Source organism: Pseudomonas sp. 58 R 12 (assembly GCF_900005865.1).
GTDB classification, from domain to species: domain Bacteria; phylum Pseudomonadota; class Gammaproteobacteria; order Pseudomonadales; family Pseudomonadaceae; genus Aquipseudomonas; species Aquipseudomonas tritici.
This window is the reverse complement of the sequence record NZ_CVTP01000021.1, coordinates 601,111-626,880: the sequence shown is the minus strand read 5'-3', so window position 1 is coordinate 626,880 and position 25,770 is coordinate 601,111. Positions and strand designations below refer to the sequence as shown.

The 25,770-nt window shown below is 58.4% G+C and carries 22 protein-coding genes; 13 read left to right on the top strand and 9 right to left on the bottom strand.

Features of this window, described 5'->3' with window-relative positions; all coding sequences use genetic code 11:
* Nucleotides 1–16: 16 nt before the first annotated feature.
* From BFP95_RS20175 to BFP95_RS20150, 6 genes are all read right to left on the bottom strand, one after another.
* The gene (locus BFP95_RS20175; protein ID WP_065879624.1) at nucleotides 17–1,615 is read right to left on the bottom strand and encodes an ABC transporter substrate-binding protein; all 1,599 of its coding nucleotides are present in this window, start codon (nucleotides 1,613–1,615) and stop codon (nucleotides 17–19) included.
* 80 nt (nucleotides 1,616–1,695) lie between these two features.
* Nucleotides 1,696–3,090 carry an OprD family outer membrane porin gene (locus BFP95_RS20170; protein WP_065875129.1) on the bottom strand — a complete coding sequence of 465 codons (1,395 nt, stop codon included), beginning with the start codon at nucleotides 3,088–3,090 and terminating at the stop codon, nucleotides 1,696–1,698.
* A 170-nt stretch (nucleotides 3,091–3,260) separates the two neighbouring features.
* On the bottom strand, nucleotides 3,261–4,805 hold the full coding sequence (locus BFP95_RS20165; protein WP_371905303.1) for an ABC transporter substrate-binding protein: 1,545 nt from the start codon (nucleotides 4,803–4,805) through the stop codon (nucleotides 3,261–3,263).
* A gap of 364 nt (nucleotides 4,806–5,169) precedes the next feature.
* Nucleotides 5,170–6,798 (bottom strand): ABC transporter substrate-binding protein, encoded by a 1,629-nt coding sequence (locus tag BFP95_RS20160; protein ID WP_065875127.1) that lies wholly within the window; start codon nucleotides 6,796–6,798, stop codon nucleotides 5,170–5,172.
* 258 nt (nucleotides 6,799–7,056) lie between these two features.
* Nucleotides 7,057–8,658 (bottom strand): ABC transporter substrate-binding protein, encoded by a 1,602-nt coding sequence (locus tag BFP95_RS20155; RefSeq protein ID WP_065879623.1) that lies wholly within the window; start codon nucleotides 8,656–8,658, stop codon nucleotides 7,057–7,059.
* Nucleotides 8,659–8,748: 90 nt separating this feature from the next.
* Complete coding sequence (locus BFP95_RS20150; protein WP_049710019.1) at nucleotides 8,749–9,462, bottom strand: SIMPL domain-containing protein; 714 nt, start codon at nucleotides 9,460–9,462, stop codon at nucleotides 8,749–8,751.
* A gap of 205 nt (nucleotides 9,463–9,667) precedes the next feature.
* Here BFP95_RS20150 and BFP95_RS20145 point away from each other — a divergent pair, with 205 nt between their 5' ends.
* The 3 genes from BFP95_RS20145 to BFP95_RS20135 all read left to right on the top strand — a co-directional run bounded on the left by BFP95_RS20145 (nucleotide 9,668) and on the right by BFP95_RS20135 (nucleotide 13,308).
* Nucleotides 9,668–10,930, top strand: coding sequence for an ATP-binding protein (locus BFP95_RS20145; protein ID WP_065875125.1), 1,263 nt, complete (start codon nucleotides 9,668–9,670; stop codon nucleotides 10,928–10,930).
* The gene (locus tag BFP95_RS20140) at nucleotides 10,923–11,483 is read left to right on the top strand and encodes a response regulator transcription factor (protein WP_043048539.1); all 561 of its coding nucleotides are present in this window, start codon (nucleotides 10,923–10,925) and stop codon (nucleotides 11,481–11,483) included. Before BFP95_RS20145 ends, BFP95_RS20140 begins: the two co-directional genes overlap by 8 nt.
* A gap of 100 nt (nucleotides 11,484–11,583) precedes the next feature.
* On the top strand, nucleotides 11,584–13,308 hold the full coding sequence (locus tag BFP95_RS20135) for an ABC transporter ATP-binding protein/permease (RefSeq protein WP_065910601.1): 1,725 nt from the start codon (nucleotides 11,584–11,586) through the stop codon (nucleotides 13,306–13,308).
* A 356-nt stretch (nucleotides 13,309–13,664) separates the two neighbouring features.
* Here BFP95_RS20135 and BFP95_RS20130 read toward each other — a convergent pair whose 3' ends face one another.
* Nucleotides 13,665–14,102: a YhcB family protein gene (locus BFP95_RS20130; protein ID WP_017138275.1), complete on the bottom strand. Its 438-nt coding sequence runs from the start codon at nucleotides 14,100–14,102 to the stop codon at nucleotides 13,665–13,667.
* Nucleotides 14,103–14,249: 147 nt separating this feature from the next.
* Here BFP95_RS20130 and BFP95_RS20125 point away from each other — a divergent pair, with 147 nt between their 5' ends.
* From BFP95_RS20125 to zapE, 3 genes are all read left to right on the top strand, one after another.
* Nucleotides 14,250–14,879 carry an alpha/beta hydrolase gene (locus BFP95_RS20125; RefSeq protein ID WP_065875123.1) on the top strand — a complete coding sequence of 210 codons (630 nt, stop codon included), beginning with the start codon at nucleotides 14,250–14,252 and terminating at the stop codon, nucleotides 14,877–14,879.
* Between the two features lie 24 nt (nucleotides 14,880–14,903).
* A complete protein-coding gene (locus tag BFP95_RS20120) occupies nucleotides 14,904–16,259 on the top strand; it encodes a tryptophan--tRNA ligase (RefSeq protein WP_065875122.1) in 1,356 nt (451 codons plus the stop codon).
* Nucleotides 16,260–16,338: 79 nt separating this feature from the next.
* On the top strand, nucleotides 16,339–17,433 hold the full coding sequence (gene zapE / locus BFP95_RS20115) for a cell division protein ZapE (protein ID WP_012722199.1): 1,095 nt from the start codon (nucleotides 16,339–16,341) through the stop codon (nucleotides 17,431–17,433).
* Nucleotides 17,434–17,622: 189 nt separating this feature from the next.
* Here the strand turns inward: zapE and BFP95_RS20110 are convergent, their stop codons facing one another.
* A complete protein-coding gene (locus BFP95_RS20110) occupies nucleotides 17,623–18,543 on the bottom strand; it encodes a GlxA family transcriptional regulator (protein WP_175405787.1) in 921 nt (306 codons plus the stop codon).
* Between the two features lie 220 nt (nucleotides 18,544–18,763).
* On the opposite strand from BFP95_RS20110, the gene BFP95_RS20105 reads away from it, so the two are divergent.
* Nucleotides 18,764–19,900: an acyl-CoA dehydrogenase family protein gene (locus BFP95_RS20105; RefSeq protein ID WP_065910600.1), complete on the top strand. Its 1,137-nt coding sequence runs from the start codon at nucleotides 18,764–18,766 to the stop codon at nucleotides 19,898–19,900.
* Nucleotides 19,901–20,013: 113 nt separating this feature from the next.
* On the opposite strand, the gene BFP95_RS20100 is transcribed toward BFP95_RS20105, so the two are convergent.
* Nucleotides 20,014–21,054, bottom strand: coding sequence for an NADP(H)-dependent aldo-keto reductase (locus BFP95_RS20100; RefSeq protein ID WP_065879620.1), 1,041 nt, complete (start codon nucleotides 21,052–21,054; stop codon nucleotides 20,014–20,016).
* A gap of 248 nt (nucleotides 21,055–21,302) precedes the next feature.
* On the opposite strand from BFP95_RS20100, the gene rplM reads away from it, so the two are divergent.
* The 6 genes from rplM (at nucleotide 21,303) to BFP95_RS20070 (ending at nucleotide 25,755) form a co-directional block, all read left to right on the top strand.
* Nucleotides 21,303–21,731: a 50S ribosomal protein L13 gene (rplM, locus tag BFP95_RS20095; RefSeq protein ID WP_003171742.1), complete on the top strand. Its 429-nt coding sequence runs from the start codon at nucleotides 21,303–21,305 to the stop codon at nucleotides 21,729–21,731.
* A 14-nt stretch (nucleotides 21,732–21,745) separates the two neighbouring features.
* Nucleotides 21,746–22,138 (top strand): 30S ribosomal protein S9, encoded by a 393-nt coding sequence (gene rpsI / locus BFP95_RS20090; RefSeq protein WP_003216038.1) that lies wholly within the window; start codon nucleotides 21,746–21,748, stop codon nucleotides 22,136–22,138.
* 266 nt (nucleotides 22,139–22,404) lie between these two features.
* A complete protein-coding gene (gene petA / locus BFP95_RS20085) occupies nucleotides 22,405–23,001 on the top strand; it encodes a ubiquinol-cytochrome c reductase iron-sulfur subunit (protein ID WP_065875119.1) in 597 nt (198 codons plus the stop codon).
* Nucleotides 22,998–24,209 (top strand): cytochrome b, encoded by a 1,212-nt coding sequence (locus BFP95_RS20080; RefSeq protein ID WP_065875118.1) that lies wholly within the window; start codon nucleotides 22,998–23,000, stop codon nucleotides 24,207–24,209. Before petA ends, BFP95_RS20080 begins: the two co-directional genes overlap by 4 nt.
* Nucleotides 24,209–24,988 carry a cytochrome c1 gene (locus BFP95_RS20075; RefSeq protein ID WP_065879619.1) on the top strand — a complete coding sequence of 260 codons (780 nt, stop codon included), beginning with the start codon at nucleotides 24,209–24,211 and terminating at the stop codon, nucleotides 24,986–24,988. The genes BFP95_RS20080 and BFP95_RS20075 overlap by 1 nt, the downstream gene beginning before the upstream one ends.
* A 149-nt stretch (nucleotides 24,989–25,137) precedes the next feature.
* The gene (locus BFP95_RS20070; RefSeq protein ID WP_065875116.1) at nucleotides 25,138–25,755 is read left to right on the top strand and encodes a glutathione S-transferase N-terminal domain-containing protein; all 618 of its coding nucleotides are present in this window, start codon (nucleotides 25,138–25,140) and stop codon (nucleotides 25,753–25,755) included.
* Nucleotides 25,756–25,770: the final 15 nt, after the last annotated feature.

Below are 25,770 nucleotides of genomic sequence, written 5' to 3'. Positions count from 1 at the left end.
CGAGCGTTTTTCTTATTTACTTCACCTGGGTGGTGGCGAAGTTATTTGTACCCAGAGGGCTTTGGGTGAAGCCTTCTACGTTCTTGCGCATGGCGGTGAACAGTTTCGGGTAAGCCATGGGAAGCCATGGTTGGTCCTTGTCGAAAACGTCCTGTGCTTGTTCATAGAGTGCAGCGCGCTGGCCGGGTTCAGCGACGGCACGTGCCTTATCGATCAAGTCTTGAAACTCTTTGTTACACCAACGTGCGTAGTTTTCGCCGTTTTTCGCAGCATCGCAACTCAGGTTTGGCGTAAGGAAATTGTCCGGGTCGCCGTTATCACCTACCCAGCCAGCCGAAACCATGTCGTGCTCGCCGTTTTTAGCACGCTTGAGCATCTCGCCCCATTCCATAACTTTGATATTGACCTTCAAGCCAATCTGCGCCAGATCCGCCTGCATGCGCTGTGCGCCGAGCATCGGGTTAGGGTTGGTCGGGCCGCCGCCGTTACGGGTGAACAGGGTGAATTCGGTGCCTTCCGGTACGCCGGCTTCCTTGAGCAGGGCGCGGGCCTTGTCCAGGTCGCGGGGCGGATTCTTCAGCTTGTCGCTGAAGCCCAGCAAGGTCGGCGGATAAGGGCCGGTGCCCACCACCGCATTGCCTTTGCCGAACAGGGCTTCTGTATAGCCGGCCTTGTCGAACGCGATGTTGATCGCGTGACGGACCCGCGCATCGCTCATGTATTTGTGGGTGGTGTTCAACGCCGTGTAACTGGTGGTCATCGCTGCCAGCTCATCGACTTTCAGGTTAGGGTCTTTCTTGATGCTTGGAATGTCATCCGGCTTGGGGAATAACGCGATCTGACATTCGTTGGCCTTGAGCTTCTGCAGGCGCACGTTGTTATCGGTGGTGACCGCCAGGATCAGCGGGTCTACTGCCGGTTTGCCGCGGAAATAGTCGGGGTTGGCCTTGAACCGCGCCTGGGCGTCTTTCTGATAACGGGTGAAGATGAACGGGCCAGTGCCGATGGGCTTGGCGTTCAGGTCTTCGGTCTTGCCGGATTTGAGCAACTGGTCGGCGTATTCCTTCGAATGGATTGAAGAAAATGCCATGCCCAGGTCGGCCAGGAACGGTGCTTCAGGACGGGTCAGGGTAAAGACGACGGTATGATCGTCCGTCTTCTCTACGCTCTTGAGCAGTTCCTTGAAGCCCATGCTTTCAAAGTACGGGTAGCCCACGAGGGACTTTTTATGCCACGGGTGATTCGGGTCCAGCTGGCGCTGGAAGCTCCAAAGCACGTCGTCGGCGTTCATGTTGCGCGTGGGTTTGAAGTAGTCGGTGGTGTGGAACTTGATGTCGTCACGCAGGTGAAAGGTGTAGGTCAGGCCATCGGCGCTGATCTCGGGCAGGTCTTTGGCCAGCGCGGGGATCACTTCAGTGGTGCCGGGCTTGAAATCCACCAGGCGGTTGAACATGGTTTCAGCAGCAGCGTCAGCGGTCACGGCCGTGGTGTACAGGACCGGGTCGAAACCCTCCGGGCTGGCTTCGGTGCAGACCACCAGCGGTTTGGCCGAAACGCCGATCGCCACGCTCAACAGCGCGGCAGCCATGGCGGCTTGTAGTGGAAGCATTTTCATTCAGAGCCCTCTGCAATCGATGGGACCAGACAAACGTAGACGGCGGGCTCGTCCTGAGCCCGCCGTCTACCTGGCGCTAATTAAAGGATGTTGAATGGAACAGTGGTCACCAGACGGAACTCTTTGATGCTGCCATCTGCCTGGAACTCGCTGCCACGGTGCTCAACATAGGTTGCGCGCACGGTGGTGGCCTTGAGTGGGCCGCTTTGGATGGCGTAAGAGCCGCCAACACCGTATTCCTGGTGTTTTTCGCCGTCCTGGTTCTGGATGCCGTCGTAGGCGAACTTGGCCCGACCGTTGTTGCCGGTGTAGTGAGTGCCGTCGATGCCCCAGCCACGCGCCGAGTAGATGTTGAACTTCAAGCCTGGCACGCCGTATTCGGCCATGTTGATGCCATAGGCAACCTGGAACGATTTCTCGTTCGGGCCGTTGAAGTCAGAGGTCAGGGAGTTGGCCAGGTAGATGCCGTTGGTTTCGTGCAGGTAGTCGAAGTATTCGTTACCGTTCACAGCCTGGTAGGAGAAGGTCAGGCTGTGTGCCTGGTGAGCCAGGCCCAGGGACAGGGAGTAGGTATCGTTGTCGATTTCCCCCATCTCTTTTTTGCCTTCATCGACAGTCTTGTAGTAGTTGAAACCGGTGGTCAGGGCCAGTTGCTGGGCATCACCCAGCTCGTGGGTTGCGCCGAAGTAGTACTGGTTCCAGAAGTCCTTCACGTTGGCGCCGAAGACGCTGACTTTCAGGCTTTTCAGCGGCTGGTAGTTCAGGCCCAGGGTGGACACCTTGTCGGTTTCCGCGCCATTGCCGTATTCGCTGCGGAATTTCGACAGGCTCTGTTCGGTACGTGGCGAAACGCGGTCAAACACGCCACCTTGGAACGACAGGTTGCTGAACTCTTCGCTGTTGAAACTCACACCTTCAAAGCTCGATGGCAGGGCACGGTTGCCGATGGTGTCGACGATGCCGCTGCTGAAGTTCTGACGACCGGCAGTCAATGTGGTGTTCGACACACGGAACTGCACGTTGGCCAGGCCCAGTTTGCTCCATTGGCCTACTGCATCACCGTCGGAGTCAGCCAGGGTACGGTTGGAGCCGCCCTTGATATCACGCTTGCTGCGGTCCAGGACCACGGCGTTGTACACCGCCAATTCAGTCTTGACGCCTACGGTGCCCTGGGTGAAACCCGAGCTGGCGTTGATGATCGTGCCCTGTACCCAGTTGGTACGGTTACGGTCAGTCAGCGTCTGGCCATGCTTTTTGTATTCGAAGGTGCCGCCACGGTATTTGCTTTCGTGGGAGTACCAGTTACGCGTGGTGCCGCCCAGGCTGAAGTCTTCGATAAAGCCTTTGGCTTCGCTTTGCGCGCTGGTGCCGGCCAGGGTAGTCGGAACGAAGTCCTGGCTGACGGATTCAGCGTAGGCGGTGGCCGTGATGCTGCTGATGGCCAGGGCCAGAAGCGCTTTGCTGCTCAGTTTCATGAATGAAGCTCCTTTGGTTCTCTTTTTAATGCCGGTCTTTTTTGGTGATCCGGCTATTGGGTGTGTAACTCGTTCAAGCCATTGCAAACGTTTGCCGTAGGAAAAATCCTAATAGAAGGCCGCGCGTTTGCAGCAAGGCGATGTTCGCCCTGCGCAATCCGGTTATTTTCTTATGGGGTGATACTGACGCCCGAGAACACGTTGCGGCCGAAGGGGCTCACTTTGAAACCTTCGACTTTGGTGCTTAACGGCTGGTTGACCGTCGAGTGGGCGACTGGCGTGATTGGCACCTGCTGCTTGAGCAGTTGCTGCGCCTGTTTGTACAGAACAGTCCTTTGTTCGCGGTCAGTCACGACCTTGGCTTGCTTGATCAACTTGTCGTACGCCGGGTCACACCACATGGAGTAGTTGTTCCCGCCGATGGCGTCGCAGCTATAAAGCGTGCCCAGCCAGTTGTCCGGGTCACCATTGTCGCCGGTCCAGCCGATCAGGCTGATATCGTGCTCACCGTTCTTGGTGCGCTTGATGTACTCGCCCCACTCGTAGCTGACGATCTTGACCTTGAGGCCGATCTTGGCCCAGTCGCTTTGCAGCATCTCGGCCATCAGCTTGGCGTTGGGGTTGTACGGCCGTTGTACCGGCATTGCCCACAGGGTGATCTCGGTACCTTCCTTCACGCCGGCGGCCTTGAGCAGTTCCTTGGCTTTTTCCGGGTTGTAGGCGGCGTCCTTGATGCTGTCGTCGTAGGACCACTGCGTCGGCGGCATCGCGTTGACCGCCAGTTGCCCCGCGCCCTGGTACACGGCATTCAGAATGCTCTGCTTGTTCACCGCCATGTCCAGCGCCTGGCGCACTTCGAGCTGGTCGAATGGCTTGTGGCGCACGTTGTAGGCGATGTAGCCGAGGTTGAAGCCTGGCTTGGTCAGCAGTTGCAGGTTCGGGTCCGCCTTGAGGGCGTCCACGTCAGCCGGGCGCGGATGCAGGGTTACCTGGCATTCGCCGGCCTTGAGTTTTTGCACCCGCACCGAAGCGTCGGTGTTGATGGCGAAGATCAACTGGTCGAGCTTGACCCGGCTCGGGTCCCAGTACTGTTTGTTGGCCACGTAACGGATCTGCGAATCTTTCTGATAACGCTGGAACACGAAGGGGCCAGTGCCGATCGGCTTCTGGTTGATATCGCTCGGCTTACCGGTCTTGAGCAACTGCTCGGCGTATTCGGCCGACAGGATCGCAGCGAAACTCATGGCAATGTTCTGCACGAACGCAGCGTCGACCGTGTTCAAGGTCATCACCACGGTGTGCGGGTCGGTTTTCTCGACCTTGGCAATGTTCTTGTTCAGGCTCATTCCGTTGAAGTACGGAAACTCGGTGGGGTAGGCCTTGCGAAACGGGTGCTCAGGGTCAAGCATGCGGTTGAAGGTGAACAGCACGTCGTCGGCGTTGAAGTCCCGCGTTGGCTTGAATTCCTTGTTGCTATGGAATTTCACCCCTTCACGCAGGTGGAAGGTGTACGTCAGGCCGTCTTCGGAAATATCCCACTTGGTTGCCAACCCCGGCACCACATTGGTCTCACCTTTTTCAAACTCAACCAGGCGGTTGTACAGCGGCTCGGCCGCATCGTTATCGGTGGCGGTGGTGTACTGCGCGGTGTCAAAACCTGCCGGGCTGCCTTCCGAGCAGAACACCAGGCTCTTCTTGTCGGCGGCTTGGCCCATCGTGGCCACGGCCAGAAGGCTGGTGCCAAAAATTGCGGATAGAACGGTGGTATGGCGCATGACGATCCCGATCCTTGTTTGTAGTTGTCATCAGCGAGCAATCACCCTGGCGTTCGGCCAGGGGGACATCACTGATCCCACACGCAGCAAGTACCCTTCCGAGGTTGGTGCTTCTGCTGTCCTACGACGTTATGGGTCGCGGACCTGGCAGTAAATGCACCAAATCGGATTGACCTTGTAGGCAACGGAGTCACGCATCGCAGTTCGCTGCTGTAGGACGCAACGATTGCAAGCGTGGTCTGTTTCCTACGGGTCGGGCGGATGCAATAACGGCGACGTTATGCAACGTCGCCGCCAAGGCTTCTTACTTGCCGCTGACGCTCACGCCGTAGAAGGAGTTCAAGCCAAACGGGCTGATCTTGAAGTCCTGCACGGTGGTGCGCATGGGTTGATACACCGTCGAGTGCGCGATAGGTGTCATCGGGACTGCATCTTTGAGGACATGTTGCGCCTGCTTGTACAGCTCGGTGCGTTTGGCGACGTCCGATGTGGCCTTGGCTTCTTTCACGATGCCGTCGAATTTCTTGTCGCACCATTTGGAGAAGTTGTTACCCGACAGCGAGTCGCAGCCGAACAGCACGTTCAGCCAGTTGTCCGGGTCACCATTGTCACCGCTCCAGCCAATGATCATGGCCTGGTTCTCGCCACCTTTGGAGCGCTTGATGTACTCGCCCCACTCGTAGCTGGTGATTTTCACGTTCAGACCGATCTTCTTCCAGTCGTTTTGCAGCATTTCAGCCATCAGCTTGGCGTTCGGGTTGTACGGACGCTGAACCGGCATGGCCCACAGAACGATTTCGGTCCCTTCCTTGACGCCGGCTTCCTTGAGCAGCGCCTTGGCTTTCTCTGGGTCGAACTTGGCGTCCTTGATGGTGGTGTCATACGACCATTGGGTCGGTGGCATGGCGTTCACGGCCAATTGGCCAGCGCCCTGGTACACGGAGTCGATGATCTGCTGCTTGTTCACCGACATGTCCAGCGCCTGGCGCACACGCAGGTCGGCCAGCGGGTTTGGCTGGTCGCTGCCCTTGACCTTGTCCATGACGTTGTAGGCGATGTAGCCCAGGTTGAAACCGGCCTGGTGCGGCAGTTTCAGGTCCTTGTCTTCACCCAGCGCCTTGAGGTCGGCCGGGCGTGGGAACAAGGTGATCTGGCATTCGTTTTTCTTGAGTTTCTGGATACGCACCGACGGGTCGGTGGTGATGGCGAAGATCAGGTTGTCGATCTTCACATCTTCAGGTTTCCAGTAGTCCTTGTTGCCGGTGTAACGAATGTTCGAGTCTTTCTGGTAGCTCTTGAACACGAACGGGCCAGTGCCGATTGGCTTCTGGTTGATGTCCGCAGGCTTGCCTTCCTTGAGCAGTTGAGCGGCGTATTCAGCCGACTGGATCGAGGCGAAGCTCATTGCCAGGTTCTGGATGAACGCGGCGTCCACAGTGCCAAGGGTGAACTTGACGGTGTGCTCATCGACTTTCTCGATGTTCTTGATGTTGGTGTCCATCCCCATGTCCGTGAAGTACGGGAACTCAGTGGGGTAGGCTTTGCGGAACGGATCGTCCTTGTTGATCATGCGGTTGAACGTGAACAGCACGTCATCGGCATTGAAGGTACGGGTCGGCTTGAAGTACGAGGTGGTGTGGAACTTGACGCCATCACGCAGGTGAAAGGTGTAGGTCAAGCCATCCGAAGACACGTCCCAGCTGGTGGCCAACCCAGGAATCACAGCGGTGCCGCCGCGTTCGAACTGGGTCAGGCGGTTGAACATGGTTTCGGCCGAGGCATCGAAGTCTGTTCCGGTGGTGTACTGGCCTGGATCAAAACCGGCCGGGCTCCCTTCGGAGCAGAACACCAGGTTAGTCGCCGCTTGGGCGAAAGGCGCCGCGGCCATTAGGCCAGCGCTAACAATTAACGGAATGACTGCGTTTCTAAGCATGTTGGCCTCATGATTTGTTGTCATTTTTGATGGTGAGGGCGACCTCGTGAGTCGGCCTGCGGATACTTATGCAGGCGCCATACCCATTGCAAGATGCTGAACCGTTACGAGGGTGAAACAGTGGTACGAACGTACAGGAATGTCGCAATTATGAAAGTTTGTACATATTTGCGCATATTTCGAGGGTTTTTTCGGTGCAAGCAGCGCACTAAAAAAGACCAACCGAGGCGTCTGGCGCACTCGGTTGGGGCGTTGCTGTTACTTATCTAGACTCACGCCATAGAACGGCGTCAACCCGAAGGGGCTGATCTTGAAGTCTTTGACTTCCTTGCGCATGGGTTGGAAAACCGTCGAGTTTGCGATAGGCGTTATAGGTACCTGTTCCTTAAGGATTTTCTGCGCCTGTTGATACCACTTGATGCGCTGCTCGCGGTCATTGCTGATCTTGGCTTGTTGCACGAGTTTGTCGTACGCCGGGTTACACCATTTAGCGTAGTTGCTGCCCTTGACCGCAGCACAACTGTAGAGCACGCCAAGCCAGTTATCCGGGTCGCCGTTGTCGCCGGTCCAGCCATAAATCATCGCATCGTGCTCGCCGTTTTTGGCGCGCTTGATGTATTCGCCCCATTCATAGCTGACGATGTTGGCCTTGATGCCCACCTTTTCCCAATCCTGCTGGATCATCTGCGCGGACATGCGCGCGTTTGGGTTGGACGCGCGTTGTACGGTCATCGCCCACAGGTTGATGGTGGTACCGGGTGCAACCCCTGCTTCTTTTAGTAGCGCCCGAGCCTTGGTCGGGTCGTGCGGCGCGTCTTTGATGGTCGGGTCATAAGACCACTGCGCAGGGGGCAGAGCGTTCTGCGCCAATTGCCCGGCGCCCTGGTACACGGCCTTGATGATCGCCGGCTTGTCGATCGCCATGTCCAGCGCCTGGCGCACCTTGAGCTGGTCCAGCGGCGGGTGGGTCACGTTGTAGGCCAGAAAGCCCAGGTTGAAACCGGCTTGCTGCAGCACGCGCAGATTCGGGTCCTGCTTCATCACTTCGATATCGGCGGGGCGCGGGTAGCCGCTGACCTGGCATTCGCCGGCCTTGAGCTTTTGCAGGCGTGACGCGGCATCCGGGGTAATGGCGAACACCAGGTTGTCGAGTTTCACCTCTTCGGGCTTCCAATACTGTTTGTTGGCCACGTAGCGGATCTGCGAATCCTTCTGGTAGCGCTTGAACACAAACGGCCCGGTGCCCACCGGCTTCTGGTTGATGTCGGAGGCTGTGCCTTGTTTGAGCAGTTGCGCGGCGTACTCGGCGGATTGCACCGAAGCGAAGCTCATGGCCAGGTTCTGCACGAACGACGCATCGACGTTGTTCAGGTTGAAGCGCACGGTGTGTTCGTCGAGTTTGTCGACGCTCTTTATCGTGGTGTTCAAGCCCATGTCGGTGAAGTACGGCGACTCGGAAGGGTAGGCTTTGCGAAACGGGCTTTCGGCATCCAGCAGGCGATTGAAGGTGAACAGCACGTCATCCGCGTTGAAGTCGCGAGTAGGCGTGAAGAAATCCGTGGTGTGGAACTTGACGCCATCGCGCAGGTGGAAGGTATACGTCAGGCCGTCCTTGGAAACATCCCAGCTTGTCGCCAGGCCAGGTTCGACTTCGGTGCCGCCGCGCTTGAACTGGGTCAGGCGGTTGAACACGGTTTCGGCAGATGCATCAAAATCGGTGCCGCTGGTGTACTGGCTGGGGTCGAAACCGGCGGGGCTGGCTTCGGAGCAGTAGACCAGGGTGCTGGCCGCCTGGGCCAACGGCATAAAGGCCAGCAGGCCTGCGGCGAGGAGGAGCGGTTTTAAGGCGATTCTTTCCATGGAGACCCCTGAAGTGGCAGGCATACATAAGCTGCCCAAACGAAAACGACGTCACCGAGGGTAACGCCGTTCAGGTTTGTCAGGTAGGGGTCACTGCATCTGCACTTCGATCACGCCATCGGCACTCATGGTGACTTGGCTGGTGCCGGCTTCTACTTCCGGTGTCGGTGCCGAATCGGCCATCGCTGCCTTCATCATCATGCCGCCACGGGCATAAGGCATTGGGTAACCGTTGGTGTTGAAGTTCAGGTTGACGATCTTGTAGCCCTTGCCGCCCAACGCATCGGTTGCCAGTTGCGCGCGTGCCTTGAAGGCGGCAACCGCATCCTTGAGCAGCGCATCTTCACTGGACTTGCGCGTGGCGTCGGCGATGGCGAAGTCCATGTTGTCCATCTTCAGGGTGGTCAGCAGTTCGCCGGTGAGCTTGGACAGCGCCGGGAAGTCCGCGCTTTCCAGGCGCAGTTCGGCACGCTCACGCCAGCCAGTGATCTTCTGGTTCTTGTTGTCGTAGATCGGGTAGCTGTTGCGGCTGCCTTGGCGCAGGGTCACGGCTTTGACTTCGCGGGCCTGGCCGAGGGCCTTGTTCATCGTTTCAGTGATTTCGGCGGCGAGCTTGGCCGGGTCGCTGTTCTGGGATTCGGTGTACAGCGTGACGATCATCTTGTCGCGGGCCACTTCCTGGCTGGCCTCGGCGCGCAGGGAAATCTGGTTGTAATGCAGCTCATCGGCGGCCAGGGCCGGAAGGCTGGCCAGGGCGCTGACGCTGAGCGTGATAACGGCTGCACTGCGAGTGAAACGAGACATGAAAGCTCCTTGGAATGTTCGTGTTCGGTAAGACTGTAGACGATGGCGTTGGGTTCTTCGGGTTTACACATTAGCTACAAGTTGCGGCGACGCCGACGAACGGTCATTTGCCCGGCCTGCGGCAAAGAGCCACACGCGCCGTGCCAGCCTGCCGGCTTCGTTTATACTCCTGCCGATCCGCCTGCAGCGCTCACCGGGAGAGCTCATGCTCGCCGCCGTAAAACTGACTTCCGCCACCCGCCAGAACCTCTGGCGCCTGACGTTCATCCGTACCCTGGTACTGGCCGCACAGGCCGGCTCTGTCGGGCTCGCCTATTGGTTCGACCTGTTGCCGCTGCCATGGCTGCAATTGGGCGTGACCCTGGGTTTCTCCATCGTGCTCTGTGTGTTTACCGCCATCCGGTTGCGCACCACGTGGCCGGTGACCGAGCTGGAATACGCCCTGCAATTGGCGTGCGACCTGTTTATCCACAGTGTGTTGCTGTATTTCTCCGGTGGTTCCACCAATCCGTTTGTTTCTTATTACCTGGTGCCACTGACCATCGCCGCCGTGACCCTGCCGTGGCGCTATTCGGTGGTGCTGTCGGGCATCGCGTTGACGCTGTACACCTTGCTGTTGGCGCGCTTCTATCCGCTGCAAACGTTCCCGATCGCGCGGGAAAACCTGCAGATCTACGGGATGTGGCTGAGCTTTGCGCTGTCCGCTGCGGTCATTACGTTCTTCGCTGCCCGCATGGCCGAAGAACTGCGCCGCCAGGAAGAACTGCGCGCCATTCGCCGTGAAGAAGGCTTGCGCGACCAGCAGTTGTTGGCCGTTGCCACCCAGGCAGCCGGCGCCGCCCATGAGCTGGGCACACCCTTGGCCACCATGAGCGTGCTGCTCAACGAAATGACCCAGGACCATCACGACCCGGCGTTGCAAGAAGATCTCGGCGTGCTGCGTGAGCAGGTCAAGCAGTGCAAGCAGACCCTTCAGCAGTTGGTACGCGCCGCCGAAGCCAATCGCCGCCTGGCGGTGGAGATGCAGGACGTGACCCAGTGGCTCGACGAAGCCCTGAACCGCTGGCACCTGATGCGCCCCGAAGCCAGTTACCGTTTTCATCTGCTGGGGCAGGGCAGCGTGCCGCGCATGGCGCCGCCACCGGATTTGACCCAGGCCCTGCTCAACCTGCTGAACAACGCCGCTGACGCCTGCCCCGAAGGCTTGGGCGTACAGTTGGACTGGGATGCCGAAAACGTGACCATCAGCATTCGTGACCACGGCGCGGGTGTGCCGCTGGCGATTGCCGAGCAGATCGGTAAACCGTTCTTTACCACCAAGGGCAAAGGCTTCGGCCTCGGCCTGTTTTTGAGCAAGGCCAGCGTGACCCGCGCGGGCGGCTCAGTGAAACTCTATAGTCATGAGGAAGGCGGTACGCTCACCGAGCTGCGCCTGCCCCGTGTCGCACGAGGAGATATCGATGAGTGACGAGATCCAAGTCGAAGGCGAAGAACTGCCGCACCTGTTGCTGGTAGATGACGACGCCACGTTTACCCGCGTGATGGCGCGTGCCATGAGCCGTCGTGGTTTCCGCGTCAGCACCGCAGGTTCCGCCGAAGAGGGCTTGACCATCGCCCAGGCCGACCTGCCGGACTACGCTGCGCTCGACCTGAAAATGGACGGCGACTCCGGCCTGGTGCTGTTGCCCAGGTTGCTGGAACTCGACCCGGAAATGCGTGTGGTGATCCTCACCGGTTACTCCAGCATTGCCACTGCGGTCGAAGCCATCAAGCGCGGCGCGTGCAACTACCTGTGCAAGCCGGCAGACGCCGACGACGTACTGGCCGCCTTGCTGTCCGAGCACGCTGACCTCGACACCCTGGTGCCGGAAAACCCGATGTCGGTGGACCGCTTGCAGTGGGAGCACATCCAGCGCGTGCTGACCGAGCACGAAGGCAATATATCCGCCACTGCCCGCGCCCTGGGCATGCATCGCCGCACCTTGCAGCGTAAGTTGCAGAAGCGCCCGGTACGTCGCTGAACCTAAGCTGAACAGTCTGCTTCAGGCCGCACAGGCGTATGAACCGATCACCTATGATCGGTTCATACGCCTGTGACCTAATCCCTACCGAGCCTGAACGATGAATCAGAACGCTGAGTACTCCGCGGTCAACGACGCGGTGCGTGGGCAATTTTTACGGCGGGTGTGGGGGCTGATCACGCCTTATTGGCGCAGCGAAGAGAAGGGCAAGGCCTGGCTGCTGCTGTTGGTGGTACTGGGGCTTTCGCTGTTCAGCGTCGCTGTGTCGGTATGGTTCAACAGTTGGAACCGCGACTTCTACAACGCCCTGGAGCACAAGGACTACGACGCCTTCACCCATCTACTGATGTACTTCAGCGTGATTGCGGTGGTGGCAATCGTGACCGGTGTGTTCACCTCCTATTTGCAACAGATGCTCACCATCCGCTGGCGCCGCTGGCTGACGGAAACCTACTTTGCCCAATGGTTGAGCCACAAGAATTACTACCACCTGGAATACGGCGGCTACACCGATAACCCCGACCAGCGTATCTCCGAAGACCTCAACGCTTTTACCAGCAGCACCCTCAACTTGGGGCTGGGTTTTATCAGCAACCTGGTGAGCCTGGTGTCGTTCTCGGTGATTCTGTGGGGCGTGTCCGGCAGTATCGAAGTGTGGGGCATCACCATTCCCGGCTACATGTTCTGGGCGGCGCTGGTTTATGCGGTGGTCGGCAGTTGGTTGACCCACTTGATTGGTCGAAAACTGATCGGCCTGAGCAACCGTCAACAACGGTTTGAGGCCGACTTGCGTTTCAGCCTGGTGCGGGTGCGCGAAAACGCGGAAAGCATCGCGCTGATCAATGGCGAGCGCAACGAACACCAGCAATTGAGTGCGCGTTTCGGGCGGGTGTGGAGCAATTTCTGGAGCATCATGCAGCTCAAGAAGCGCCTGAATTTTTTTACCAGTGGTTACTCCCAGATCGCGATTATCTTTCCCTTTGTGGTCGCGGCGCCGCGTTATTTTTCCGGCAAAATCGAACTGGGCGTACTGATGCAGGTGGCCCAGGCGTTTGGCAGTGTGCAGGGCAGCCTCAGCTGGTTTGTCGACGCCTATACGATGCTGGCCAGTTGGCGCGCCACCTGTGATCGTCTGCTGAGTTTCGGCCAGGCCATGCACGACAACGAAAACCGCACCATGGGCATTGGCTTGCAACATCAAGGCGGGGATTTGCAGGTCAAGGACCTGAGCCTGGACCTCGCAGACGGCCGCCATCTGCTGCAGAGCGCCGACCTGGTCGTCGCCGAAGGTGAGCGCGTGATGCTCAGCGGTCGTTCCGGCAGCGGCAAGTCGACCTTGCTGCGGGCTATGGGCAACCTGTGGCCCAACGGCCACGGTAATATTCGCCTGCCGGCCGAGCGCTCTTTGTTCCTGCCGCAAAAACCGTACTTGCCGATTGGCACGCTGAAGGCGGTGTTGAGTTATCCACAGGACGACAGCGCCTACCCGGCAGAACGTTATGCACAGGTCCTCGAGACGTGCCGTTTACCCCATCTGGTGGGTCGTCTGGACGAAGCCAACCACTGGCAGCGCATGCTCTCCCCGGGCGAGCAGCAGCGCCTGGCCTTCGCCCGTGCGTTGTTGTATGCGCCGCAATGGCTGTACATGGACGAAGCGACGTCGGCTATGGATGAAGAGGATGAGGCAACGCTGTACCAAACGTTGATTGATGAGCTGCCGGGGCTGAGCATTGTCAGCGTGGGGCATCGCAGCAGCCTCAAGCGTTTCCATGGGCGGCATGTGCGGATTGAGGGTGGGCGCTTGCAAGAACAACCATTGGCGTAAGGTCTTGCACTGTTCAGGTGGGAGCTGGCTTGCCTGCGATAGCCATAAGTATCTACACATCTTGAGGGAGCCCTCTGCGTAGCAGCTGTCGAGCCCCGGCGAGGCTGCGTCAGCGGTGTGTCAGACAGCCCGCAAACGCAGCCTCGCCGGGGCTCGACAGCTGCTACGCAATTTCACTTTGAAGATGTGTAGATACCTATGCTGCGATAGCGGTGTGTCTGCCAGCGGATGTGCCCACTGACCCACCGCTATCGCAGGCAAGCCAGCTTCCACATTTGATTGATGTTGTTTGTGAGACTCACAAAAAAGCCCGGCTGATCATCGATCAGCCGGGCTTTTTATTGTTTGAAGACGAGTTACTTCTTCAGACCGTAATGCTCATCCAGCATGCCAGGGGCGTTCGGCGTTTTTGGCGCGTAGTCCCGTGGAGGCTCCTGGTTTTCCCGCGGCGGGGTCAGGCGCTCCCGTGGCGCTTGCGGTGCATCGGAATGCAACGCGGCCAGCAGACGCTGACGGGTAATATCGTCGAGAGCCAGGCGGTTGGCACCATCGGCGAGGTGGTCCTGTACTTCCTGGTAGCTCTGGGTGAGCTTCTTGACCAAGGTCGCGGTGCTGTTGAAGTGGGTAACCACCTCATTCTGATAACTGTCAAAACGTTCCTGAATGTCATCCAACTGACGCTGCGTGCGGTTAGGCGCGGCATTCGGCAGCAGGCGAGCAACCAGGAATCCAATGGCGACACCGGCAACCAGGGCAAGAGTCGGCAACAACCAAACTAAGAGCGAGTGTTCCACGAGTCCTTCCTCTATAAACGGCTTTGCTTTACGTTAACGGCTCAAACCTGCGCTGTATACCGCGATTAAGCTCGCAATGATGCCATGCACAGACTTTTAGCTAGACGAGTCGACCCATTGAGAGGTCACGGAGTTCATCTCTTGCTCATGCGTGAAACCCCCGTTTTGATCGATGGCCCGGTAGGCCAATTGGAAGCCCTGTACCTGGATCACCCCGAGCCGCGTGGCTTGGCGCTGATCTGCCACCCTAACCCGGTGCAGGGCGGGACCATGCTTAATAAAGTTGTGTCGACCCTGCAGCGCACTGCCCGCGATGCTGGATTGATTACTTTGCGTTTCAATTACCGTGGTGTCGGCGCAAGTGCCGGCACCCACGACATGAGCACCGGTGAAGTGGACGATGCCGAAGCGGCTGCCAACTGGCTGCGGGAAAAACACCCCGAGCTGCCGATCACCTTGCTTGGTTTTTCCTTCGGTGGCTACGTCGCTGCCAGCCTCGGCGGTCGCCTGGAAGCCAAGGGCGAAAAACTGTCACATCTGTTCATGGTGGCCGCTGCGGTGATGCGCTTGAGCGACAACGACCTGCTGCCCCAGGGATGCCCATTGACCCTGATCCAGCCTGAAACCGACGAAGTGGTCGACCCACAACTCGTCTACGACTGGTCTGCCGCCCTGAAACGCCCCCATGAGCTGCTGAAAGTGGCAGAATGCGGACACTTTTTTCATGGCAAGCTCACCGATCTCAAGGATCTGGTCCTGCCGCGCCTCTCGAATTGATAGCAGTCTGATAAGCGATAACCCATGACGACTCGTACCCGTATTCTCACCGGCATCACCACCACCGGCACGCCGCACCTGGGCAACTACGCCGGTGCAATCCGCCCGGCGATCCTTGCCAGCCAGGACGCCAATGCCGATTCCTTCTACTTCCTGGCCGACTACCACGCCCTGATCAAATGCGATGACCCGCAGCGCATCCAGCGTTCGCGTATGGAAATCGCCGCGACCTGGCTGGCCGGTGGCCTGGATGTAAACCGGGTGACGTTCTATCGCCAGTCCGACATCCCGGAAATCCCCGAGCTGACGTGGCTGCTGACCTGCGTGGCCGCCAAGGGCCTGCTCAACCGCGCCCACGCCTACAAGGCCTCGGTGGACAAGAACGTGGAAACCGGCGAAGACCCGGACGCCGGCATCACCATGGGCCTGTACAGCTACCCGGTGCTGATGGCGGCGGACATCCTGATGTTCAATGCGCACAAGGTGCCGGTCGGCCGTGACCAGATCCAGCACGTGGAAATGGCCCGCGACATCGGCCAGCGCTTCAACCACCTGTTTGGCAACGGCAAAGAATTCTTCACCATGCCTGAGGCGTTGATCGAAGAAAGCGTCGCCACCTTGCCGGGCCTGGACGGCCGCAAGATGTCGAAAAGCTACGACAACACCATCCCGTTGTTCACCAGCGCCAAGGACATGAAAGACGCCATCTCGCGGATCGTCACCGACTCCCGCGCGCCAGGCGAAGCCAAGGATCCGGACAATTCGCACCTGTTCACCTTGTATCAGGCGTTTGCCAGCAAGGCCCAGGAAGAGGAATTCCGTGCCGAGCTGCAGCAAGGCCTGGGCTGGGGCGAGGCGAAAAGCCGTCTGTTCCAGCTGCTGGATGGCCAGTTGGGCGAAGCGCGCGAGCGCTACCACGCGCTGATGTCGCGCCCATCGGACATGGAAGACCTGCTGCTGGTCGGCGCCAAAAAGGCCCGTGCCGTGGCAGCGCCGTTCCTCGCCGAGCTGCGTGAAGCCGTTGGCCTGCGTTCGTTTGTCGAGCAAGCTGCGGCGCCGGTCGCTGCGAAGAAGAAAGCCGCAAAAGCCGCGCGCTTCGTGAGCTTTCGCGAAGACGACGGCAGCTTCCGCTTCCGCCTGTTGGCCGCCGATGGCGAGCAATTATTGCTTTCGCGTCATTTCGCCGACGGTAAAGCCGCAGGTGCCGTGACCAAGCAACTGCAAAACGGTGACGCGCTGGATGTGCGCCCTGAGGCCCTGAGCTTCAGCGTATGGCTGGACGGTAGCGTGGTGGCGGACAGCGCCGAGTTCGCCGACGAAGCGTCCCGCGATGCCGCCATCGCCGCGCTGCGCGTCGCGTTGACCCCCCTCGAGGATTAACCCGACCAAGGGTTGATTGCCATTATCCAGGGCCGTCGTTACAGTGACGGCCCGTTTTTGTTGCCTTGCTAACGAAATTATGACGCCCCTAGAACGATATCAAGCTGATTTGAAACGCCCTGAGTTCTTCCATGACGCGGCCCAGGAAACGGCAGTGCGTCATTTGCAGCGCCTGTACGACGACCTGGTCGCGGCCTCGCAAAGCAAGCCAGGGATGTTCAGCAAGCTGTTTGGCAAAAAAGACCACACGCCGGTCAAGGGCCTGTATTTCTGGGGTGGCGTGGGCCGTGGCAAGACCTACCTGGTGGATACGTTCTTCGAAGCGCTGCCGTTCAAGGAAAAGGTGCGGACGCACTTCCACCGCTTCATGAAGCGTGTGCACGAAGAGATGAAGACCCTGCCGGGCGAGAAAAACCCGTTGACCATCATCGCCAAGCGTTTCTCTGACGAGGCGCGGGTGATTTGCTTCGATGAATTTTTCGTCTCCGACATCACTGATGCCATGATCCTTGGCACGCTGATGGAAGAACTGTTCAAGAATGGCGTGACGCTGGTCGCCACCTCGAACATCGTGCCTGACGGTTTGTACAAGGACGGCCTGCAACGCGCACGCTTCCTGCCGGCCATCGCGCTGATCAAGCAGAACACCGAGATCGTCAACGTCGACAGCGGCGTCGACTACCGCCTGCGCCACCTGGAGCAAGCGGAGCTGTTCCACTTCCCGCTGAACGAAGCGGCCCATGAAAGCCTGAAAAAAAGCTTCCGTGCGCTGACGCCGGAATGCACCCAGGCGGTGGAAAACGACAAGCTGATGATCGAGAACCGCGAAATCATCGCGCTGCGTACCTGCGATGATGTGGCTTGGTTCGAGTTCCGCCAACTGTGCGACGGCCCGCGCAGCCAGAACGACTACATCGAACTGGGCAAGATCTTCCACGCGGTGATCTTGAGCGGCGTGGAGCAGATGAGCGTGACCACCGACGACATCGCGCGACGCTTTATCAACATGGTCGACGAGTTCTACGACCGTAACGTCAAGCTGATCATTTCGGCGGAAGTCGAGCTGAAGGATCTGTACACCGGTGGACGTTTGAACTTCGAGTTCCAGCGCACGCTGAGCCGTTTGTTGGAAATGCAGTCCCACGAGTTCCTGTCGCGCGGTCACAAACCGTAAACGAGAGTTCGAAATGAAAAAGGCCCGCAGCGATGCGGGCCTTTTTTCATGCGATCTTCTGAGCAATGCAGATCAACTGTGGGAGCCGGGCTTGCCCGCGATGGCGGCGTGTCAGTTACTTATTTACTGACGGATGTACCGCTATCACAGGCAAGCCAGCTCCCACATTAGCGTTGTGTTTGTCTTGGCTTACGCAGCCTGCTGGAACTGCTGGCGATACTGGTTCGGCGACAGTTCGGTGTGCTGCCTGAACAGCCTGGCAAAGAAACTCGCATCGTCATAACCCACCTCATAACTGATGGTCTTGATGCTCTTGCGGCTGCCCGAGAGCAGTCCCTTCGCCGTCTCAATCCGTAACCGTTGCAGGTAATGCAGCGGCTTGTCACCCGTGGCGGTCTGGAAGCGGCGCATGAAATTGCGGATGCTCATGCCGTGTTCCCGTGCCACATCTTCGAAGCGGAATTTGTCGGCGAAATGCTCTTCGAGCCAATGCTGGATCTGCAGGATGATCACGTCCTGGTGCAGCTTCTGCCCGCCAAACCCGATGCGTCCAGGTGCATAGCTGCGTTGCACTTCGTAGAGGATGTCGCGGGCCACGGCCTGGGCGATGTTGGCGCCGCAGAAACGCTCGATCAAGTAGATGTAGAGGTCGCACGCCGAGGTGGTGCCGCCAGCGCAATACAGGTTGTCGGCGTCGGTGAGGTGCTTGTCCTGGTTGAGCTGGACCTTGGGGAAGCGCTCGCTGAAGGCGTTGAAGAAACGCCAGTAGGTGGTCGCCTCCTTGCCGTCGAGCAGGCCGGCTTCCGCCAGCCAGAACACCCCGGTGGCTTCGCCGCACAACACCGCACCGCGGGCGTGTTGCTCGCGCAGCCACGGCAGCACTTGAGGGTAGCGCGCGCACAAGGCGTCGAAGTCATCCCAGAAGGCCGGTAATACGATGATGTCGGCGTCTTCCAGGCCGCCGTCCACCGGCATGATCACATCACTGAAGCTGCGCACCGATTGCCCGTCGGGGCTGACCAGTCGGGTCTCGAACGCAGGGGTCAGGCCCTGGCCCAGTTGCTTGCCGTAACGCAGGCTGGCGAGGTGGAAGAAATCTTTGGCTTGCATGAGGGTTGAAGCGAATACCCGATCAATGGCCAAAATGCTGACGCGCCGCAACGGCGTGGAGATTTGGTTAGACATAATTTCATTTATTCTTATAGGGGAAAGTGGTCACCAGACGGCTGGATCGTCTTATTTTTTGTCGCATGTGTCCAGTGTCCCGTGATGCCTTCGCGGCATAGTCTCTGTGGGTTCGTCTTTGTCCGACAATCCACGCAGGTGACCCATGATTCCCAGAACCTTGTTCAGCCCGGAACACCAACTCTTCCGCGAAAGCGTGCGTACCTTCCTTGAAAAAGACGCCGCGCCGTTCCATGGGCAATGGGAGAAACAGGGCTACATCGACCGCAACTTGTGGAGCAAGGCGGGGGAGGCGGGGATGCTGTGTTCCCATCTGCCGGAGGAATACGGCGGGCTGGGCGCGGACTTTTTGTACAGCGCGGTGGTGATCGAGGAGATCAGCCGGCTGGGCCTCACTGGCATCGGTTTTTCCCTGCACTCGGATATTGTGGCGCCCTACATCCTGCATTACGGCAGCGAGGCGCTGAAGCACAAATACCTGCCCAAGTTGATCTCCGGCGAGAGGGTCACGGCTATTGCCATGACTGAACCGGGGGCGGGTTCCGACCTGCAAGGGGTCAAGACCACGGCGGTGCTGGAGGGCGATGAGTATGTGATCAACGGCTCCAAGACGTTTATTACCAATGGCTACCTGGCCGAGTTGGTCATCGTCGTCGCCAAGACCGACCCCAAGGCCGGTGCCAAGGGCACCAGCCTGTTCCTGGTGGACGCCGACACACCGGGCTTCGCCAAGGGCAAGCGCCTGGAGAAGGTGGGCATGAAGGCCCAGGACACATCGGAGCTGTTCTTCCAGGACGTGCGTGTGCCCAAGGAAAACCTGTTGGGCCAGGCGGGCATGGGCTTTGCGTACTTGATGCAGGAGTTGCCTCAGGAGCGATTGACCGTGGCGATTGGTGCCTTGTCATCTGCTGAGGCCGCTTTGCAGTGGACGCTGGAATACACCCGCGAACGCAAGGCGTTCGGCAAGGCAATTGCGGATTTCCAGAACACCCGCTTCAAGCTGGCGGAGATGGCCACCGAGATTCAGATCGGCCGCGTGTTTGTGGACAAGTGCATGGCGTTGCACCTGGAAGGCAAGCTGGATGTGCCTACGGCAGCGATGGCTAAGTACTGGGCCACGGACTTGCAGTGCAAGGTGCTCGATGAGTGCGTGCAGCTGCACGGCGGCTACGGCTTCATGTGGGAATACCCGATCGCCCGGGCCTGGGCGGATGCGCGGGTGCAGCGGATTTATGCGGGGACCAATGAGATCATGAAGGAGATTATTGCGCGGGCGCTTTGATCTTGTGGTGCTTTTGACGTCGCCATCGCAGGCAAGCCAGCTCCCACATTTGACGGTGTTCACAAATCAAAATGTGGGAGCTGGCTTGCCTGCGATAGCGATCTAACGATCAATCAAGGCGCTGGATTCGGATGATCCTTCTGAATCGCCTCAATCCCCTCCAGCACCTCTTTCGACAGCTTCAGATCAGCACTGGCAATGTTGCTGTCCAGCTGCTCCAGGCTTGTCGCCCCGATGATGTTGCTGGTCACAAACGGCTGCTGCGTGACAAACGCCAAGGCCATCTGCGCCGGGTCCAGACCATGCTCCCGAGCCAGCGCCACATAACGGCTGCACGCTGCTTCCGACTGCGGGTTGAAGTAGCGGCTGAAGCGGCTGTATTCCGTCAGGCGCGCTTTTGCAGGGCGCGCGCCGTTCTCGTACTTGCCGCTGAGCATGCCGAACGCCAGTGGCGAATACGCCAGCAAACCGCACTGTTCACGAATCGCGACTTCCGCCAAACCCACCTCGAAACTGCGGTTGAGCAGGTTGTACGGGTTCTGGATCGACACCGCGCGGCTCCAGCCACGGGCTTCGGCCAGGGCGAGGAATTTCATGGTGCCCCACGGCGTTTCATTGGACAGGCCGATGTGGCGGATCTTGCCGGCCTTCACTTGCTCGTCCAGCGCTTCGAGGGTTTCCTCCAGAGGGGTGAGGTCGTCTTCGTCCTTGTGCTTGTAGCTCAGTTGGCCGAAGAAGTTGGTGCTGCGCTCCGGCCAGTGCAGTTGGTAAAGGTCGATCCAATCGGTTTGCAGGCGCTTGAGGCTGGCATCCAGGGCTTCGACGATGTGCTTGCGGTTGTGGCGCAGGTGGCCGTCGCGGATGTAATCAATGGTGTTGCCGGGGCCGGCAATCTTGCTGGCAAGGATCCAGTCGGCCCGGTCGCCACGGCTTTTGAAGTAATTACCGATATAACGCTCGGTGGTGGCATAGGTGTCGGCCTTGGGCGGCACCGGGTACATTTCTGCGGTGTCGAGGAAGTTGATCCCCGCGGCCTTGGCCCGTTCGATCTGTGCGAAGGCCTCTGCCTCGCTGTTCTGCTCGCCCCAGGTCATGGTGCCCAAGGCTATCGCGCTCACGTTCAGATCCGTACGGCCCAGCTGTCGATAATCCATCGGGTACTCCTTCAGGGAAAACAATCATAAAAGCAGGTTGAATTTTTTTTCGCAATCTGCATAATTGCCCACCTCTTTCTGCAGTGGAAGTGATGCGCCGTCTGCCGAAGAATCTTGCCGTTGAACGGACGCGCCGACCCGAGCCCCCGATAGCGTCTGTATCCGGCTGCCTTTGACTTGTCAAAGTACGCACTATTCAGTAAGATCCGCCGTCTAATTTACAGGGCGGCCCCTGAGGCTATTAAAGAATGACAACTTTTACTGCAAAACCGGAAACAGTTCAGCGCGACTGGTTTGTCGTCGACGCCGCTGGTCAGACCCTGGGTCGTCTGGCCACTGAAGTCGCCAGCCGTCTGCGTGGCAAGCACAAGCCTGAGTACACCCCTCACGTTGACACCGGTGACTACATCGTGATCATCAACGCTGAGCAGGTACGTGTTACCGGCAACAAAGCGCAAGACAAAATGTACTACCGTCACTCCGGTTTCCCAGGCGGTATCAAGTCTTCGAACTTCGAAGGTCTGATTTCCAAGAAGCCTGAAGCCCCGATCGAAATCGCGGTCAAAGGCATGCTGCCGAAGGGCCCACTGGGTCGCGATATGTTTCGCAAGCTGAAAGTCTATGCGGGCGCTGTACACCCTCATGCTGCTCAGCAGCCCCAAGAACTGAAGTTTTAACGGAATAGTTCATTATGTCGGCGACTCAAAATTACGGCACTGGCCGTCGCAAAACCGCAACCGCACGCGTTTTCCTGCGTCCGGGCACTGGTAACATCTCGATCAACAACCGCACTCTGGAAAATTTCTTCGGTCGCGAAACTGCCCGCATGGTAGTTCGTCAGCCGCTGGAACTGACCGAGACCGTTGAAAAGTTCGACATCTACGTCACCGTTATCGGTGGCGGTGTAAGTGGTCAAGCTGGCGCAATCCGCCACGGTATCACTCGCGCTCTGATGCAGTACGACGAAACCCTGCGTGGCGCTCTGCGCAAAGCTGGCTTCGTGACTCGCGATGCCCGTGAAGTTGAACGTAAGAAAGTCGGTCTGCGTAAAGCGCGTAAGCGTCCGCAGTACTCGAAGCGTTAATTCGCTTTACGTTCCACAAAAGCGCCCAGCCTCCTCACGGAGCTGGGCGTTTTTTATTGCCTGCGATTTATGCATAAAAATCGCCGTGACAACTTGCCACATCCGTAGACCCCCTATACTACAAGGCCTGGAGGCGGAGCCCCGGGCAATTCCCTTGTCATACGTGGGGCTTTTCATTACCATTCGGCAAAATTTTTATAAGTTCAGATTTAATACTTAGTAGACGCCTGATTTAACAGGCCAAAAAGCTGATGGGAGAGGACTGAATGAGCAATGACGGCGTGAATGCAGGCCGGCGTCGCTTCTTGGTAGCAGCCACATCCGTGGTGGGTGCTGCAGGAGCGGTGGGGGCTGCGGTCCCGTTCGTGGGGTCATGGTTTCCCAGTGCCAAGGCGAAAGCCGCAGGTGCACCGGTGAAGGTGAATATCAGCAAGATCGAGCCAGGCCAGCAGATGATTGCTGAATGGCGCGGCCAGCCGGTCTTCATTGTTCGTCGTACCGAGGAAATCCTGGGGAATCTCAAGAAGATCGAGGGCCAGTTGTCTGACCCCAAGTCCGAGAAGTCCGACCAACCCGCCTACGCCAAGAACGAAGCACGTTCGATCAAGCCAGAGATCCTGCTGCTGGTTGGTCTGTGCACCCATTTGGGATGCTCGCCAACCTTCCGCCCGGAAGTCGCTCCTGTGGACCTGGGCAAGGATTGGGTCGGTGGTTATTTCTGCCCCTGCCACGGTTCCCACTACGACCTCGCCGGCCGTGTCTACAAATCCCAGCCTGCGCCTTTGAACTTGCCGGTTCCTCCGCACGAGTACGAATCTGACGACATCATTGTCATTGGCCTCGATAAGGAGAACGCGTCATGAGTAAGTTCATGGATTGGGTGGATGCGCGCTTCCCCGCCACTAAAATGTGGGAAGACCATCTCAGCAAGTATTACGCGCCGAAAAACTTCAACTTCTTCTACTTCTTCGGCTCCCTGGCCCTGCTGGTGCTGGTTAACCAGATCATCACTGGCGTCTGGCTGACGATGAGCTACACGCCGTCGGCGGAGGAGGCGTTTGCTTCCGTTGAAGGCATCATGCGAGACGTCAACCACGGCGCCATCCTGCGTTTGCTGCATGCGGTCGGTGCGTCGATGTTCTTCATCGTCGTCTACCTGCATATGTTCCGTGGCCTGCTCTACGGCTCGTACCAGAAACCTCGCGAGCTGGTGTGGGTCTTCGGCATGCTGATCTACCTGGCGCTGATGGCCGAAGCCTTCATGGGTTACCTGCTGCCTTGGGGTCAGATGTCGTATTGGGGCGCCCAGGTGATCATCTCGCTGTTTGGGGCAATTCCAGTAATTGGCAACGACCTGACGCAGTGGATCCGTGGTGACTACCTGATCTCCGGCATCACCCTGAACCGCTTCTTCGCCCTGCACGTGGTGGCATTGCCCATCGTGATTCTGGGCTTGGTGGTGCTGCACATCCTGGCGCTGCACGAAGTGGGTTCCAACAACCCGGACGGCGTGGACATCAAGAAGCACAAGGACGAAAACGGCATCCCGCTGGACGGCATCCCGTTCCACCCTTACTACACCGTCAAAGACATTGTCGGCGTCGTGGTGTTCCTGTTCGTGTTCTGCTCGATCGTGTTCTTTTTCCCGGAGATGGGTGGTTATTTCCTGGAGAAACCTAACTTCGAACAGGCCAACGCCTTCAAGACGCCTGAGCACATTGCCCCGGTTTGGTACTTCACACCGTTCTACGCAATCTTGCGCGCAATCCCCGACAAACTCATGGGCGTGATCGCCATGGGCGCGGCCATTGCGGTGCTCTTCGTGTTGCCTTGGCTCGACCGCAGCCCGGTCAAGTCCATGCGCTACAAGGGCTGGCTGAGCAAGATCTGGCTGTGGGTGTTCTGCATTTCGTTCGTGATCCTGGGTGTGCTGGGCGTATTGGCGCCGACGCCTGAGCGTACGTTGCTGTCGCAGGTCTGCACCTTCCTGTACTTCGCCTACTTCATTCTGATGCCGTTCTATACCCGGCTCGAGAAGACCAAACCGGTTCCGGAAAGGGTGACTGGCTGATGAAAAAGTTATTTGTTGCATTGATGCTTGCGGCCTTGCCGCTACTGTCCTTCGCTGCCGAACACGGCGGCCCGGAACTGGAAAAAGTCGATATCGACGTGTCGGACAAAGCCGCCCTGCAGGACGGCGCGCGGACGTTCGCCAACTACTGCATGGGCTGTCACAGCGCCAAGTTCCAGCGTTATGAGCGTGTCGCCGATGACCTTGGCATTCCTCATGAAACGATGCTGGAGAAGCTGGTGTTCACCGGGGCCAAGATCGGCGACCACATGAACATCGGCATGAAGCCTGCGGATGCCAAGGCCTGGTTCGGTGCTGCACCGCCTGACCTGACCCTGGTGGCGCGCGTGCGCGGTACCGATTGGCTGTATGGCTACCTGAAATCCTTCTATGAAGACCCGGCGCGTCCTTACCAGGTCAACAACCGCGTGTTCCCGAACGTCGGCATGCCTAACGTTCTGGTCGGCCTGCAAGGCAAGCAAGTGGTAGGATGCAAGCAGATTCAGGTCGTTGAAGACGGCAAGAAGCAATACGATCCGTTGACCGGCACGCCGTTGACTCATGAAGCGTGCGATCAACTGACGATAGAGACTCCAGGTTCCCAGACTGAGGAGCAGTTCGACGGGACGGTCAAGAACCTCGTGACCTTCCTGGCCTACTCTGCCAACCCGGTCAAATTGCAGCATCAGCGCATCGGTACGTATGTGTTGCTGTACCTGGCTTTCTTCTTCGTATTCGCCTATCTGCTCAAACGCGAATACTGGAAGGATGTGCATTGATCCAACCGTAAGCAATTGCTGTTAATCTTGCGCGCCCAGCGGCATCTCTGAACACGTAGCGATCTGGTTGTACCAGGCGTTATAGAGATGCTCTCTGGGCGCGCTCGTTTTTGAGCTTTCGATAATTTCAACAAGCGAGGAGGACCGCCATGGGCGTGACCAACCGGTTGGCCTGTTACTCCGACCCCGCCGACCACTATTCCCACCGAGTACGCATCGTGCTCGCAGAGAAGGGTGTCAGCGCCGAGATCATCAGTGTGGAGGCAGGTCGTCACCCACCGAAACTGATCGAAGTGAACCCTTACGGCAGCTTGCCCACCCTGGTCGATCGTGACCTGGCGTTGTGGGAGTCAACCGTGGTGATGGAATACCTGGATGAGCGTTACCCGCATCCACCTTTGCTGCCGGTGTACCCGGTGGCGCGTGCCAACAGCCGCCTGCTGATCCATCGGATCCAGCGTGACTGGTGCGGGCTGGTGGATGTGATTCTGGACACACGCAGCAAAGAGCCGGCACGCGTGCAGGCGCGTAAGGAATTGCGCGAGAGCCTCACCGGTGTTTCGCCGTTGTTCGCCGACAAACCTTTTTTCCTCAGCGAGGAACAAAGCTTGGTGGATTGCTGCCTATTACCGATACTCTGGCGCTTGCCGATTCTCGGTATTGAACTGCCGCGGCCGGCCAAGCCGCTGCTTGATTATATGGAGCGCCAGTTTGCGCGTGAGGCTTTCCAGGCGAGTCTGTCTGGTGTCGAACGCGATATGCGCTAAGGCTTAAGGAGCCGC

What these genes read in the sequence shown, in the direction of transcription:
- BFP95_RS20160 (WP_065875127.1), bottom strand. Translation starts at nt 6,798, where the DNA reads ATGCTTAGAAACGCAGTCATTCCGTTAATTGTTAGCGCTGGCCTAATG.
- BFP95_RS20140 (WP_043048539.1), top strand. Translation starts at nt 10,923, where the DNA reads ATGAGTGACGAGATCCAAGTCGAAGGCGAAGAACTGCCGCACCTGTTG.
- BFP95_RS20125 (WP_065875123.1), top strand. Translation starts at nt 14,250, where the DNA reads ATGCGTGAAACCCCCGTTTTGATCGATGGCCCGGTAGGCCAATTGGAA.
- BFP95_RS20175 (WP_065879624.1), bottom strand. Translation starts at nt 1,615, where the DNA reads ATGAAAATGCTTCCACTACAAGCCGCCATGGCTGCCGCGCTGTTGAGC.
- zapE (WP_012722199.1), top strand. Translation starts at nt 16,339, where the DNA reads ATGACGCCCCTAGAACGATATCAAGCTGATTTGAAACGCCCTGAGTTC.
- BFP95_RS20080 (WP_065875118.1), top strand. Translation starts at nt 22,998, where the DNA reads ATGAGTAAGTTCATGGATTGGGTGGATGCGCGCTTCCCCGCCACTAAA.
- BFP95_RS20110 (WP_175405787.1), bottom strand. Translation starts at nt 18,543, where the DNA reads ATGCAAGCCAAAGATTTCTTCCACCTCGCCAGCCTGCGTTACGGCAAG.
- BFP95_RS20170 (WP_065875129.1), bottom strand. Translation starts at nt 3,090, where the DNA reads ATGAAACTGAGCAGCAAAGCGCTTCTGGCCCTGGCCATCAGCAGCATC.
- BFP95_RS20145 (WP_065875125.1), top strand. Translation starts at nt 9,668, where the DNA reads ATGCTCGCCGCCGTAAAACTGACTTCCGCCACCCGCCAGAACCTCTGG.
- BFP95_RS20075 (WP_065879619.1), top strand. Translation starts at nt 24,209, where the DNA reads ATGAAAAAGTTATTTGTTGCATTGATGCTTGCGGCCTTGCCGCTACTG.
- rpsI (WP_003216038.1), top strand. Translation starts at nt 21,746, where the DNA reads ATGTCGGCGACTCAAAATTACGGCACTGGCCGTCGCAAAACCGCAACC.
- rplM (WP_003171742.1), top strand. Translation starts at nt 21,303, where the DNA reads ATGACAACTTTTACTGCAAAACCGGAAACAGTTCAGCGCGACTGGTTT.
- BFP95_RS20070 (WP_065875116.1), top strand. Translation starts at nt 25,138, where the DNA reads ATGGGCGTGACCAACCGGTTGGCCTGTTACTCCGACCCCGCCGACCAC.
- BFP95_RS20120 (WP_065875122.1), top strand. Translation starts at nt 14,904, where the DNA reads ATGACGACTCGTACCCGTATTCTCACCGGCATCACCACCACCGGCACG.
- petA (WP_065875119.1), top strand. Translation starts at nt 22,405, where the DNA reads ATGAGCAATGACGGCGTGAATGCAGGCCGGCGTCGCTTCTTGGTAGCA.
- BFP95_RS20135 (WP_065910601.1), top strand. Translation starts at nt 11,584, where the DNA reads ATGAATCAGAACGCTGAGTACTCCGCGGTCAACGACGCGGTGCGTGGG.
- BFP95_RS20155 (WP_065879623.1), bottom strand. Translation starts at nt 8,658, where the DNA reads ATGGAAAGAATCGCCTTAAAACCGCTCCTCCTCGCCGCAGGCCTGCTG.
- BFP95_RS20105 (WP_065910600.1), top strand. Translation starts at nt 18,764, where the DNA reads ATGATTCCCAGAACCTTGTTCAGCCCGGAACACCAACTCTTCCGCGAA.
- BFP95_RS20165 (WP_371905303.1), bottom strand. Translation starts at nt 4,805, where the DNA reads ATGGGCCAAGCCGCCGACAAGAAGAGCCTGGTGTTCTGCTCGGAAGGC.
- BFP95_RS20100 (WP_065879620.1), bottom strand. Translation starts at nt 21,054, where the DNA reads ATGGATTATCGACAGCTGGGCCGTACGGATCTGAACGTGAGCGCGATA.
- BFP95_RS20150 (WP_049710019.1), bottom strand. Translation starts at nt 9,462, where the DNA reads ATGTCTCGTTTCACTCGCAGTGCAGCCGTTATCACGCTCAGCGTCAGC.